Annotated in this window: 11 protein-coding genes; 6 read left to right on the top strand and 5 right to left on the bottom strand. The window is 67.1% G+C overall.

The window, feature by feature from the left end; translation table 11 throughout:
* The first annotated feature begins 239 nt into the window (after nucleotides 1-239).
* From ABQY64_RS16090 to ABQY64_RS16075, 4 genes are all read left to right on the top strand, one after another.
* Nucleotides 240-1,415, top strand: coding sequence for a phosphoglycerate kinase (locus ABQY64_RS16090; protein ID WP_349779504.1), 1,176 nt, complete (start codon nucleotides 240-242; stop codon nucleotides 1,413-1,415).
* Nucleotides 1,412-2,059 (top strand): HAD family hydrolase, encoded by a 648-nt coding sequence (locus ABQY64_RS16085; protein WP_349779505.1) that lies wholly within the window; start codon nucleotides 1,412-1,414, stop codon nucleotides 2,057-2,059. Before ABQY64_RS16090 ends, ABQY64_RS16085 begins: the two co-directional genes overlap by 4 nt.
* 341 nt (nucleotides 2,060-2,400) lie before the next feature.
* Nucleotides 2,401-3,867 (top strand): pyruvate kinase, encoded by a 1,467-nt coding sequence (gene pyk / locus ABQY64_RS16080; RefSeq protein ID WP_104583696.1) that lies wholly within the window; start codon nucleotides 2,401-2,403, stop codon nucleotides 3,865-3,867.
* Nucleotides 3,868-4,159: 292 nt separating this feature from the next.
* A complete protein-coding gene (locus ABQY64_RS16075) occupies nucleotides 4,160-5,164 on the top strand; it encodes a class I fructose-bisphosphate aldolase (RefSeq protein WP_349779506.1) in 1,005 nt (334 codons plus the stop codon).
* A gap of 159 nt (nucleotides 5,165-5,323) precedes the next feature.
* Here the strand turns inward: ABQY64_RS16075 and ABQY64_RS16070 are convergent, their stop codons facing one another.
* From ABQY64_RS16070 to cobA, 4 genes are all read right to left on the bottom strand, one after another.
* A complete protein-coding gene (locus ABQY64_RS16070) occupies nucleotides 5,324-5,863 on the bottom strand; it encodes an O-acetyl-ADP-ribose deacetylase (RefSeq protein ID WP_024938170.1) in 540 nt (179 codons plus the stop codon).
* Nucleotides 5,864-6,061: 198 nt separating this feature from the next.
* Nucleotides 6,062-6,568 carry an isoprenylcysteine carboxylmethyltransferase family protein gene (locus ABQY64_RS16065; protein WP_349779507.1) on the bottom strand — a complete coding sequence of 169 codons (507 nt, stop codon included), beginning with the start codon at nucleotides 6,566-6,568 and terminating at the stop codon, nucleotides 6,062-6,064.
* Between the two features lie 330 nt (nucleotides 6,569-6,898).
* Nucleotides 6,899-7,858, bottom strand: coding sequence for a cysteine synthase A (cysK, locus tag ABQY64_RS16060; protein WP_349779508.1), 960 nt, complete (start codon nucleotides 7,856-7,858; stop codon nucleotides 6,899-6,901).
* Between the two features lie 16 nt (nucleotides 7,859-7,874).
* Entirely contained in the window at nucleotides 7,875-9,080 is a 1,206-nt protein-coding gene (cobA, locus tag ABQY64_RS16055) for a uroporphyrinogen-III C-methyltransferase (protein ID WP_349779509.1), read from the bottom strand.
* Nucleotides 9,081-9,243: 163 nt separating this feature from the next.
* Here cobA and ABQY64_RS16050 point away from each other — a divergent pair, with 163 nt between their 5' ends.
* Together ABQY64_RS16050 and ABQY64_RS16045 are read left to right on the top strand one after the other, a co-directional pair.
* The gene (locus tag ABQY64_RS16050; RefSeq protein ID WP_024938173.1) at nucleotides 9,244-10,227 is read left to right on the top strand and encodes a LysR family transcriptional regulator; all 984 of its coding nucleotides are present in this window, start codon (nucleotides 9,244-9,246) and stop codon (nucleotides 10,225-10,227) included.
* 509 nt (nucleotides 10,228-10,736) lie between these two features.
* Nucleotides 10,737-11,018 (top strand): hypothetical protein, encoded by a 282-nt coding sequence (locus tag ABQY64_RS16045; RefSeq protein ID WP_104623748.1) that lies wholly within the window; start codon nucleotides 10,737-10,739, stop codon nucleotides 11,016-11,018.
* 527 nt (nucleotides 11,019-11,545) lie between these two features.
* On the opposite strand, the gene ABQY64_RS16040 is transcribed toward ABQY64_RS16045, so the two are convergent.
* Complete coding sequence (locus ABQY64_RS16040; protein WP_039525745.1) at nucleotides 11,546-12,742, bottom strand: GAF domain-containing sensor histidine kinase; 1,197 nt, start codon at nucleotides 12,740-12,742, stop codon at nucleotides 11,546-11,548.
* Nucleotides 12,743-12,744 lie beyond the last annotated feature (2 nt).

The following is a 12,744-nucleotide window of genomic DNA, read 5'->3' as shown; positions in this document are numbered from 1 at the left end:
GCCCGTCGTCTTCGATCGAGCATCCCCCGCATCGCCAGCCGTACGGGCAGCGACATGCGCGACAGGCAAGCTGCAATCTCCGCGACCTGCACGCGGGCGCAACGCCAGCGTGCAATGGCTGCCCCAAGCCATCCATCCGCGCAGCGCCCAGACACTGGCGCCACGTGTAGCAGCTGCTTTTTCGATTCCCCAATCCCGAATCCCCAATCTCCAATCCCCAGACCTAGCGAGCTGACCCCATGTCCATCGTCCGCATGACCGACCTCGATCTCTCCGGCAAGCGCGTGCTGATCCGCCAGGATCTCAACGTGCCGATCGACAACGGCCAGATCACCTCCGAGCAGCGCATCACCGCGTCGGTGCCCACCATCAAGCTGGCGCTGGAAAAGGGCGCTGCGGTGATGGTCACCTCGCACCTGGGCCGGCCCAAGGAAGGCAGCTGGAGCGAAGAAGATTCGCTGGCGCCGGTGGCTGCACGCCTGACTGCGCTGCTGGGTGTGGACGTGCCGCTGGTGCGCGACTGGGTCGACGGCGTGGACGTCGCGCCGGGCCAGGTGGTGCTGCTGGAGAACTGCCGCATGAATGTCGGCGAGGGCAAGGACGACGAGACGCTGGCGCGCAAGTACGCGGCGCTGTGCGATGTGTTCGTCATGGACGCCTTCGGCACCGCGCATCGCGCGCAGGCCTCCACGCATGGGGTGATCCGCTTCGCGCCAGTGGCTGCCGGTGGCCCGCTGTTGATGGCCGAACTCGACGCGCTGGCCAAGGCGCTGGACAACCCGGCCAAGCCGCTGCTGGCGATCGTGGCCGGCAGCAAGGTGTCCACCAAGCTGGAGCTGCTGTCCAACCTGGTCAACAAGGTCGACCAGCTGATCGTCGGCGGTGGCATCGCCAACACCTTCATCGCCGCGGCCGGGCATGGCGTCGGCAAGTCCCTGAGCGAGCCGGATCTGATTCCCACCGCCAACCAGATCGTCGCCGATGCGAAGCTGCGCGGTGCGGAGATTCCGTTGCCCACCGATGTGGTCGTTGCCAAGCAGTTCCTGCCCGATGCCGAAGCGACGGTGAAGGCGCTCGACGCCGTGGAGGCCGACGACCTGATCCTGGACATTGGCCCGCAGACCGCCGCGCGCTACGCCGAGCTGATCGCCAGCGCCGGCACCGTGGTGTGGAACGGGCCGGTCGGCGTATTCGAGTTCGAGCCCTTCAGTCACGGCACCGAGACGCTGGCGCGTGCGATTGCCAGCTCCAAGGCGTTCTCGATCGCCGGTGGTGGCGACACCCTGGCGGCCGTGGACAAGTACGACATCGCCAAGGACGTCACCTACATCTCCACCGGCGGCGGCGCCTTCCTGGAATTCCTGGAAGGCAAGATCTTGCCGGCGGTGGCGGCGCTCGAGGCACGCGGCAAGTGAGTGCAGCCACGCTGTTTTTCGATCTGGACGGCACCCTGGTCGATTCGGAGCCGGGTATCGTCGCCAGCATCGTGCATGCCTTCGACGAGGTGGGCCAGCCGCGTCCGTCGCCGCAGACCCTGCGCGCGTGGATCGGCCCGCCGCTGCGCGACAGCTTCACCGACTGCTTTCCCGACAATCCGGAGCTAGTGCAGCGCGCACTGGCGGCGTATCGCGGGCGTTACGACGCGGTCGGCTGGACCGAACTGAGCGTGTTCGACGGTATCGGTGAGGTCGTCGTCGACCTGCACCGCGCCGGCCATCGCCTGGCGGTGGTGACCTCCAAGAACGAGCGCTACGCACGCCGCATCGTCGAGCATCTGCCGTTCGGTGCGTGCTTCGAGAACGTAATCGGGGCCAGCGAAGACGGCGAACGCCGTTTCAAGCCGGACCTGATCGCCGAAGCGCTGCGGCGGCTGGACATCGCCAAGACCGGCTGCGTGATGATCGGCGACCGTCGGATGGACATCGATGGCGCCAACCACCACGGCATCCACAGCATCGGCGTGTTGTGGGGCTTCGGCGACGAAGCCGAGCTGAGTGCCGCCGGTGCCGGTGCGATCGCGCACACGCCTGCCGGGTTGCGCGCCTTGATCCAGTCGTAAGAGTGACAAACAGAGCAACTGCGCGCATCACCAGGCGAGCGCGGCCGGCGCTCGTCGTTGGGTGGCAGCACGCGGATGCGGTGAGCGTCTTGCAGCATCCGCGCTGCAACGACCGCTCGCCGTCATCTGATCGCCGCTGCAACCCGTAGGACCTTCACCGCTGCCGCGTTAGGGTGGCAGCCCACAGCAACATCCCGCCGCGCGCCAGCGCTGCGGAAAGCGTACGTACTGTCCCGCACTGTCTTTAGGACATGCCGGAATACGAGGGTGGCTATGCCGCAATGCCATCCTCGGTAGGTGACGCGTGTGTTAAGTTTCGCGGCTTTTACAGGGAGGCCATCATGAAAGAACGTCAACGCCGCACCAAGATCCTCGCCACGCTCGGACCGGCGACGGATCCGCCCGGTGTGCTGGAAGCCTTGTTCAAGGCGGGCGTCAACGTGGTGCGCCTCAACTTCAGCCATGGCGACCCGTCCGGCCAGGCCAAGCGCGCGGCCGAAGTGCGCGCCGCGGCCGTGCGCGTCGGTGCCGAAGTCGGTATCCTGGCCGACCTGCCGGGCCCGAAGATCCGCGTCGAGCGCTTTGCCGAAGGCAAGATCAAGCTGACCACCGGCGAGCGTTTCGACCTGGTGGCCGACCCCAATGCGCCTGCGGGCGACCAGCACCAGGTCGGCGTCAGCTACCTCGGCCTGCCGCAGGACGTGGCCGCCGGCGACGTGCTGCTGCTGGACGATGGCCTGGTGCAGCTGCAGGTGACCGAAGTGCAGGGTCAGCGCATCGTCACCACCGTGCTCAACGACGGCGTGCTGTCCGATCGCAAGGGCCTGAACAAGCAGGGCGGCGGCCTGTCGCTGGGCGCGCTGACCGAGCGCGACAAGGAGTTGATCGGCATCGTCGCCAAGATCGGCGTGGACTTCATCGCGGTGTCGTTCTGCCGCAACGCCGAAGACATGAATGACGCGCGCCGCATCGCCCGTCAGCACGGCTGCGACGCCGCGCTGGTGTCCAAGATCGAGCGCACCGAAGCGATCGAGAACCTGGTCGAGATCGTCGAAGCCTCCGACGTGGTGATGGTGGCGCGTGGCGATCTGGGCGTGGAAATCGGCGATGCCGAATTGCCGGGCCTGCAGAAGAAGATCATCCGCGAGTCGCTGGCGCAGAACAAAGTGGTGATCACCGCCACGCAGATGCTGCAGTCGATGGTGGAAAGCCCGATCCCGACCCGCGCCGAAGTGCTGGACGTGGCCAATGCGGTCATCGACGGTACCGACGCGGTGATGCTCTCGGCCGAAACCGCAGCCGGTGCCTACCCGGTGCGTGCGGTGGAAGCGATGGCGCGCATCTGTCTGGGCGCCGAGCGCCAGTTCGAGTTCGACACCGACTTCGAAGCGGCGCAACGCAATCTGCAGCGCGCCGACCAGGCGATCGCGATGGCGACCATGTTCCTGTCCGAGCACATCGGTCTGGCCGGCGTGGTCGCGTTGACCGAGTCCGGCGGTACGCCGCGGTACCTGTCGCGTTTCCGTTCCAACATGCCGATCTACGCCTTCACCCGTCACGATGGCGCGCGCCGCCACATGGCGATGATGCGTGGCGTGTTCCCGATCAGCTTCGACAGCCGCGGCCTGACCCCGCGCGAAGCCGCACGTGCGGCGATCCGTCTGCTGGTGGAGAACGAGCGCATGGGGCCTGGCGACCGCGTGGTGTTCACCAGCGGCGAGCATATGGAAACCCACGGCGCCACCAACACGCTGCGTCTGCTGGAAGTGGGCGAAGACGGCCGCGCCAGCGGTCTGGGCGAGCTGTAACGCACGGCCTGCGCAGCGCGTGCGTCGTCGGTCGACACACGCGCTGCATCCACATCGTTGCGTACAGACACAGCGGCGGCCTGCGGGTCGCCGTTGTGCTGTGCGGGATAGGGTCTGCGGTGCGAGTGCGCCTGCGGGGCACGCAGCCCGCAGCGTGCGCATCACGCTGGGAGCCGCGCCACACATCCGCCATGCCGGACACGTGTAATCGGTTGCAGGCATTCCGTGAAGGAATGTCTGCAACTTTCGTCGCTATACTTTCGTTCTCCCCCGCAGCTGCCACAGGAACTACATGAGCATCGAACAGCTTGCCGAAACCGCCCAGGCCATGGTCGCCCCGGGCAAGGGCATCATCGCCATCGACGAATCGACCAGCACGATCGCCAAGCGTTTTGCCAGCGTCGGCATCGAGAACATCGAAGAAAACCGTCGCGCCTACCGCGAACTGCTGCTGACCACGCCCAAGCTGAGCGACTACATTTCCGGCGCGATCCTGTTCGACGAGACCATCCGTCAGAAGACCAAGGACGGCGTGCCGTTCGCCGAATACATGACCGCCCACGGCATCATCCCGGGCATCAAGGTCGACAAGGGTGCGCAGCCGCTGGCCGGCATGCCGGGCGAGCTGGTCACCGAAGGCCTGGACGGTCTGCGCGCGCGTCTGGAGGAGTACTACACGCTGGGCGCACGCTTCGCCAAGTGGCGTGCGGTCATCAACATCGGCGAAGACATCCCGTCCGGCACCTGCATCGAGGCCAACTCGCATGCGCTGGCGCGTTATGCCGCGCTGTGCCAGGAGCAGGGCCTGGTGCCGATGGTCGAGCCGGAAGTGATCATGGACGGCAACCACGACATCGAGACCTGCTACGAGGTCACCGAAGCCACGCTGCGTTCGCTGTTCGGCGCACTGTATGAGCAGAATGTCGTGCTCGAAGGCACCATCCTGAAGGCCTCGATGGTCATCTCCGGCAAGGGCTGCGAAGAGCAGGCCAGCGTCGAAGAAGTGGCCGAATCCACCGTGATGTGCCTGAAGTCGACCGTGCCGGCGATCCTGCCGGGCATCGTGTTCCTGTCCGGCGGCCAGACCGACGAGCAGTCCACCGCGCACCTCAACGAGATGCACCAGCTCGGCAATCTGCCGTGGCCGCTGAGCTTCTCCTACGGCCGCGCAATGCAGCAGGCCGCGCTGAAGCTGTGGGCCAAGCACATGACCGGCAACTTCGCCAAGGCGCAGCAGATCATCTATGAGCGCGCCAAGGAAAACGGCCTGGCCGCGCTGGGCAAGTGGAAAGGCTGATCGATGTGCCGGCCGCGTTAGAGCCGGATCACACCTAGCAAAAACGCCGGCAGCGATGCCGGCGTTTTTGTTTGTGTGGGTCGCCACGCTCGCATGAGCCCTAAAAGCAACGAGCGCCTTGCGGCGCTCGTCATCTTCAACCTCTGCCTTGCACAGGCGTCAGGCGGCAGCGGTTTCCTGCGCAGCCAGCGCCTGCTGGTAGGCCTTGAACGTGGCCTCGTTGTAGGCCACCAGCACGATGTGCTTGGGCACCTTGTGCGAGCGCTGCCAGTCGCGGGTTTCGGTCACGGCAATGCGCGCGGCCTGGTACAGCGGATAGCCATAGATGCCACAGCTGATGGCCGGGAACGCGATCGAATGCAGCATCATCTGCTCGGCCAGCTTCAACGACTGCCAGTAGCAGTTGGCCAGTTGTTCCGGCTCGTTGTGCTTGCCGTCGCGCCACACCGGACCGACGGTATGGAAGACGTGGCGCGCCTTAAGATCGAACCCGTCGGTGATGCGGATTTCGCCGGTGGGGCAGCGCACACCAGGACGCACCTGCGGCAATGCCTCGCAGGCCTGCAGCAGGCGCGGGCCGGCAGCGCGGTGGATGGCGCCATCCACGCCGCCACCGCCCAGCAATGATTCGTTGGCGGCGTTGACGATGACGTCAACGTCGAGTTCGGTGATGTCGCCTTGCCAGACTTCGATCTTCATAGCGCGATAATTATGGGATTTGCATGAGGAACGCGTGATGGGGCGCGCGTTGCGGAATGGGCACGCTATCGCCCATTCATCTCATCTGCTGCGATTGCCGGAAACGGCTGTGGCGGTCGTGCTGCGGCAAGCGTGCGAATTCGTAGATGCGATCGATCGGCTCAATCGCCGAGCAGCGATGTCGCGACGCTCGGGGGCTTACAGCCAGCGCCGCACGCGTGCGCAATAGGCGCTGTATTGGCGGCCGAATTCGTTGCGCAGGCGCGCCTCTTCGAACGGAATCACATACAGCTGCAAGGCCAGCCAGGGCAGCGGCAGCAAGGCGATCGCCCAGAGCAGGCCAAGCTGCAGGCACAGGCCCACATAGCTGAGCACCAGCGCCAGGTACATCGGGTTGCGGGTGAAGCGATACGGGCCCTCCAGCACCAGCCGTGAGGGATGGCCGCTGGGCATGATGGTGGTGCGCCGACGCGCGAACAGGATGAAGCAGCTCACTGCCAGCGCCAGGCCGAGACAGGCGATCATGCCGCCGGCCAGCTCGATCCAGGCCAACGGCGTTGGCGCGGGCAATGGCAGCTGCAGTGCGCTCTGCAGCCAGGCGCCCATGCCCAGGGCCAGCGCGAAGTGCGCAGGCGAGGTGATCTTGACCAGCCATGGCGCCCGCGAAACGCGGGTGTCGCTGTGTCCATACGGCTGGTTGCTCACGACGGTTCTCCCTGCATCGGCCGCCATCCTAACGTTTCCTTGACATGGACGGGAGTACACGCGGGCCGAAGTGCGCGTTGTGCTGCACACGAGGAGCCACAACACCGGTCCGTGGTCATCGATCCACGGCCAAGGGTCGAAGGATTCAGGTGGCGCCGGCAAGGTGCGACGCCGGTGTTCTAGTGCGCAGTGCCATCGGACGTCTCTGCGGCCCCACGCGTGTGCATGCTGGGAAGTGCGGGGAAGGCCGGCGCGATGACTGGATCAACCAAAACACACAGGCCGCGCTGTGGGCGCGGCCTGTGCGTGCAAACCAACGCTGTGCGATCGTCAGGGCAGACCGGCCAGCCAGTCGTCGTCGGAGCCTTCGTTGATGTCGGCAAACAGCGGCGTGGAGAAATAGCGCTCGCCGGTGTCGGGCAACATCGCCAGCACTACCGCACCGGGCACCGCGCTTTCGGCCACGCGCAAGGCGGTGGCGACGGTGGCACCGCCGGAGATGCCGGTGAAGATGCCTTCTTCGGCGGCCAGACGGCGGGCCACGCTGATTGCGTCGGTGTCTTCCACGCTCAGCACTTCGTGGGCGACCTCGCGGTTGAGCACTTCCGGCACGAAGTCCGGGGTCCAGCCCTGGATCTTGTGCGGCTTCCAGTCCTGTCCCTGCAATAGCGCAGCGCCGGCCGGTTCGGTGGCGGTGATGCGCACTTCCGGGCGGGCCACGCGCAGCACTTCGCCCACGCCGGTGAGCGTGCCGCCGGTGCCCCAGCCGCTGACGAAATGGTCCAGCCGGTGGCCAGCGAAGTCGCGCAGGATTTCGGCCGCGGTGGTATTGCGGTGGTAGGCCGGATTGGCCGGGTTGGCGAACTGGCTGGCCAGGAACCAGCCATGCTGCTCGGCCAGCTCCCTGGCCTTGCGCACCATGCCGCTGCCGCGCTCGGCGGCCGGGGTCAGGATCACCTTGGCGCCATAGGCGCGCATCAGCTTGCGGCGCTCGATCGAGAAGGTTTCCACCATGGTGGCGACGAACTTGTAGCCGCGCGCGGCGGCCACCATCGCCAGCGCCACGCCGGTATTGCCGGAGGTGGCTTCGACAATGGTATCGCCGGGCTTGAGCAGGCCGCGCTGTTCGGCATCGAGGATGATCGCCAGCGCCAGGCGGTCCTTGACCGAGCCGCCCGGATTGAACGACTCGACCTTGACGTACAGGGTCACGTGCTCGGGCGCGAGCCGGTTGAGTTTGACCACCGGGGTGCGGCCGATGGTGTCGAGGATGTTGTCGTACAGGGCCATGGGGTCTCCGTCGGAATCAGGCTGCGTGGGCGAGTGTGGGCGCGTCGGGCGTTGCGATGGGTGAGTGCGGGGGAGGCTGCGCGGTCAGCGGCGCTGCGCCGAACCAGTGCAGGCTGGCGGCCAGCCCGGCGACCTCGCCCAGGATCAGCAACGCCGGGGCGCGCACGGCGTGCTGCTGCGCGGTGGCGGCCAGGCTGGCGAGGGTGCCAGTGATCACGCGTTGCTGCGGGCGCGAGCCGTTTTCCACCAGCGCGAACGGGGTGGTGGGTGCGCGGCCGGCCTGCAGCAGGCGTTGCTGGATGCCGTCCAGGCCGGCCACGCCCATGTAGAACGCCAGGGTCTGGCGTTCCTGGCCGAGCGCCTGCCAGTCCAGCGTGTCCAGCGAATCCTTGCAGTGCGCGGTGATCAGCCGCAGCGACTGCGCATGGTCGCGGTGTGTGAGCGGAATGCCGGCATAGGCGGCGCAGGCGATCGCGGCGGTGATGCCGGGAATGACCTGGAAGCCGATGCCGTGCGCGCGCAGGAATTCCAGCTCTTCGCCGCCGCGGCCGAACACGAACGGGTCGCCGCCCTTGAGCCGCACCACGCGGCGCCCGGCGCGCGCGTGCTCGCGCATCAGGGCGTGGATCTGCTCCTGGCGCGTGCTGTGGCCCTTGGCGGCCTTGCCGACTTCCACGCGCAGCGCGTCGCGTCGGGCCAGTTGCAGGATCTGCGGGCTGACCAGGCGATCGTAGAGCAGTACATCGGCCTGCCGTAGCGCGCGCAAGGCATGCCGGGTGAGCAGGCCGGGGTCGCCGGGGCCGGCACCGACCAGGGTCACGCTGCCGGGGGAGAGCCGGCCGACCGCAGGGCGCGGCACGGGGGGCCGTGCGGGCGGCGCTGCCGACGCGGCGGGCGTGGCGTCGTGGGTAAGCAGGCGGCGCGCGCTGGCTGCGGTGCGCAAGGCATCGTTGAGGTCCGGCGCGGTGCTGGCGGCGATGGTGAGCCAGACCGGTTGATCGGGCAGCTCCAGCCATGCCGGCTCGAACCGTCCCACCAGCCAACGCAGCCGCCCGGCCTGCGCCCAGTCGCGCAGTTGCGGGCTGAGTTCCGGCGCGCCGACCAAGGGGACGGCGCCGGCCTGCAGCAGCGCGGAGGTGGCGTGCTCGGCCTCGGCGCCGCCGCCGATCACCAGGACGGCACGGCCACGCAGGTCGGCAAGAAGCGGGAACACAGAGGGCACGGCCAGCGCATCGAGAGGGGAGGGCCAGACCGTAACGCCGGCATATAGCGGTCGGAAATGACTTCATACACCCTGAAAATAGCGTTCGGTTATAAGCTGGCCCGCAGAACTCCTCTACAGTCGAGTCCTTCGTGGCGCCTCGCGCTTTTTTGGATATAAGCCCATGACGCTGACCCAACTTCGCTATCTGGTCGCCATCGCCGATGCCGAGCTCAACATCACGCTCGCCGCCGCGCGTGTGCATGCGACCCAGCCCGGTCTGTCCAAGCAGCTCAAGCAGCTGGAGGACGAACTGGGCTTTCTGCTGTTCGTGCGCAAGGGGCGCAGCCTGGATGCGGTGACGCCGGCCGGTGTGGAAGTGATCGAGCGCGCGCGCTCGGTGCTGTCGGAAGCCAACAACATCCGCACCTACGCGGCCAACCAGCGCCGCGAGAGCCAGGGCCAGCTGACCCTGACCACCACCCACACCCAGGCGCGTTTCGTGCTGCCGCCGGCGGTGGCGCAGATCAAGCACGCCTATCCGCAGGTCAGCGTGCACCTGCAGCAGGCCGCCGAAAGTGCGGCATTGGATCTGCTCAGCCAGGGCGATGCGGATATCGCAGTGGTCAGCACCGCCGGCGGCGAACCGAGCGCCGGCATCGCGGTGCCGCTGTATCGCTGGCGCCGGCTGGTGATCGTGCCGCGCGGCCATGCGCTGGATCAGGCACGCACCGCGCCGGACATGCAGGCTTTGTCGCAGCACCCGTTGATCAGCTACGAATCCTCCACGCGGCCGGGCTCGTCGCTGCAGCGCGCGTTCGCCCAGGTCGGGCTGGAGCCGAGCATCGCGCTGACTGCGCTGGACGCGGACCTGATCAAGACCTACGTGCGTGCCGGGCTGGGCGTCGGGCTGGTGGCGGAGATGGCGGTGAGCGCCAGCGACGAGGACCTGCGCGCCTGGCCGGCACCGGCGCCGATCGCCGAGTGCATCGCCTGGGCAGTGCTGCCGCGCGACCGCGTGCTGCGCGACTACGCTCTGGACCTGGTGCACGTGCTGGCGCCGCAGATCGACAAGCGCGACCTGCGCCGCGTGCTGGACGGCAACCAGGCCCCGGCCTGGCCGCTGCCGCCGACCTGGGAATCGCTGACCCAGACCATTACCAGCTGAGCTGCCTGCCGAAGATTGCTGCGCGCATCCAGCGCGCTTGCTCACGACGTCTGCTGTCGACGTCTGCTGTGTCCGGGGGAATGCTTCGGCCACTGAGGGGCGCTTGCACGCGTACCGGCATGGGACACGCCGCAAGTACGTCCATGTAGGCTCTTCTGCGGCATCCATGCCGCATAAGGTCCCAGGCCGGTACGCGTGCAAGCACCACCGAGTGGTGCCGGTGTCTGCAGGAAAAGCGAAGGCGTGGCCTGCGAATCAGTTGCGGTGAAGAGCGGATGCGGCATCCCGCATCGATCGACCCGCAGAAGATGTCTGCCGGTTTCGGCTGCGGGCGCTGCGCGCGTACCGGCATGACACACACCGCAAGTACGTCCACGCAGCAACTGTGCAACTGCGTCATGCCGGCGGCAGCGTGCGGAATCGATGGCGACTGTTCGTACACTGCGACCTGTGCGCCGGGAGTACTGCTGCGCGCGATCCCTGTTCGCCACTGTGAGGCACTGCAACCGATGACCGAGCCACTGCGTCCGCCCCTTAGCCGGCTGTGGTCGCCCGACCAGGACGGCGGTATGGCCTTGCAGCTGTCAGCAAGCGTCGAGGGCCGCGAGCATGCGGTACTGACGGTGCTGGCCGATTCCCGGGACGAGTCGCTGTGGGTGGAACTGCAGGCTAACGGCACCCAGGTGCAGATTCCGCTGGCGGTGCTGCGCCAGCTGTTGGAGGTTGCGACGGAAGAGGTGCATTCGGCGGACTGGTTCGCGCGCCAGGATGCGGCCGATTCCGGGCTCTGAGACAGCCTGCGAACGCACACCGGAATGCTGCGCTGCAGCGTCCGCTTTCTTGAAAACCCTTCTTCTATCAATCACTTGTGAAGCGGTGCGCGCTCGCCGAAATGCGCGCTGTCGGTGATTCTCCCTACAGCTGTCAGGGCCGTGGCGGCGGGGTGGTCTGATCGCATCAAGTTGCGCGCTGCGCTGTCGTAAATCCTTATAGCAACCATCACGCGACACTCTCGGACGTCTAGGGGTGGACGGCGCAGGACCGGCGATGCGGCACATCGCATCTCCGGTTTGTTTGTCAGTGTCGCCAAGCGGTTGCTAGCGCTGTCGCATCACCGTTGCGCGAATGGAGCGACTGGCGCACCCGGGTCCCTGGGGAGAGACCTGGCGTGCTTGGCGGCGGATCCGGGTCGGGAGCCCGGGTCCGCCTTTTTTTGCGCGGCATCGGCTGCATGGCGTTGCCGGTCTACGCAATGCCGGCAAGCAGCGCCCACCTGCTGCGCTGACTCGGTCTGGCCCGGCGCTGCCGAGCGCGCTGGTCAGGCCAGCGGAATGCGTACCGAAAAGCAGGTGCCGCCGCCTGGGCGTGGGCGTACATCCACTTCGCAGCCCAGGGTCTCGGCGGTGCGGTGCACGATCCACAGGCCGATGCCCAACCCGTCGCTGCGTGGGTCGGCCTGGCGGAAGGCCTGGAACACCTGTTCGGGGTGGTCCAGGTTCAGGCCGATGCCGCTGTCGATGATTTCCACCACCGCATGGCCGGGGCGACGCCGGACGCCCACCAGCACGCGCCCGCGTTCGGTGTACTTGACCGCATTGCCGATCAGATTGCCGAGCAAGGTGGTCAGCAGCGTGGGGTGGCTGCGCACGCGTAGCGAGGTGGGCACATGGCGCAAGGCCAGGCACTTGTCGATCGCCGGTTGCCGCCACACACCCAGCACCGAATGCAGCACATCTTCCAGCGCCAGCGGTTGCAGATCCGGCGTGGCGGTCTCGCTGGCGGCCGCCAGGGTGGCCAGCTCGTCGAGGTTGCGCGCCACCAGATTGATCGCATCGCGCGCGGTGACCAGGGTCGGGACGGAATCGACATTGGCATGCCGGCGCATCTTGTCGATGGCGTAGGCGGCGGTGCGCAGCGGGGTCTTCAGGTCGTGCCCGGCGATGGCCATCAGACGACTGCGGTAGCGGTCGGATTCTTCGGCCACCTGCAGCGCGCGGCGCAGCTCCAGCTGTGCCATGGTCTGGCGCGCGAGTGCGCGCAGCGCATCGACCTGTTCGGCACTGAGCTGGCGCGGCTGGCGGTCGAGCACGCAAACCGTGCCCAGCGGCAGACCTTCGCTGGTCTTGAGCACGGCACCGGCATAGAAATGCAACGGCGCCTCGCCGGTCACCAACGGATTGCGCGCGAAGCGCACATCCTCGCGGGTGTCCGGCACCACCAGCACGTCACTGTCGAGCAGTGCGTGTGCGCACATCGACTTGAACAGCGGCGTTTCGCGCTCGCCCATGCCGAGTTCGCTCTTGAACCACTGCCGCTCGGCATCCACCAGGCTGATCAGCGCGATCGGGGTCTGGCAGATGATCGAGGCCAGCCTGGTGATGTCTTCGAAGGCGGCCTCGCGCGGCGTGTCGAGAATGCCGTAACTGCGCAGCGCCTGAAGGCGCAATGCCTCGCTCGGCGGCTTGGCAGCGCAGGGAAGGGGCTCGGCCGCTGGGTCGGACAGGACGGTGCTCATGC

Source organism: Xanthomonas sp. WHRI 7065, from assembly GCF_040203115.2.
Taxonomy (GTDB): domain Bacteria; phylum Pseudomonadota; class Gammaproteobacteria; order Xanthomonadales; family Xanthomonadaceae; genus Xanthomonas; species Xanthomonas arboricola.
The sequence above is the reverse complement of the archived record's forward strand: the minus strand, read 5'-3'. Positions and strand labels throughout refer to the sequence as shown.